Origin of the sequence: Seonamhaeicola sediminis (assembly GCF_004358095.2) — a bacterium.
In the GTDB taxonomy this organism is placed as follows: Bacteria; Bacteroidota; Bacteroidia; order Flavobacteriales; family Flavobacteriaceae; genus Seonamhaeicola; species Seonamhaeicola sediminis.
In genome coordinates this window covers 1-281 of record NZ_SMZJ02000049.1, presented here as the reverse complement: position 1 = coordinate 281, position 281 = coordinate 1, and the positions used below count along the sequence as shown (strand labels likewise).

General features: G+C 42.7%; 1 protein-coding gene. It reads right to left on the bottom strand.

The features are described 5' to 3' along the window. Nucleotides 1-281, bottom strand: a 281-nt coding sequence (locus E1J38_RS15155) for a hypothetical protein (protein WP_222428246.1), incomplete at both ends; no start/stop codon positions are given.

Here is a 281-nt window from a genome sequence, read left to right as displayed (position 1 = left end):
CAAAGCGGTATCCATGTAGATCCGTTGTTAGAGGCTTCAATTTGTACGTAGTCAAAACTACGTTCTAGATCCCACTTGGCGTTATACTGTATTACGGTTTGTACTAGGCCACTAGTGCTAATGGAATTGTTCAATTGTAATGTTTTGCTTTCATTGTTATTATAAGGACCAGCAGGAGAATCTGTAATAGCTAGAGTTCCAGAAAAGGCATCAGAGGTCGTTCCCCAAGAACCACCAGAGGCGGTCCAGTTGGAGATTCCGTTAGTCTCTTCGTCATCTTC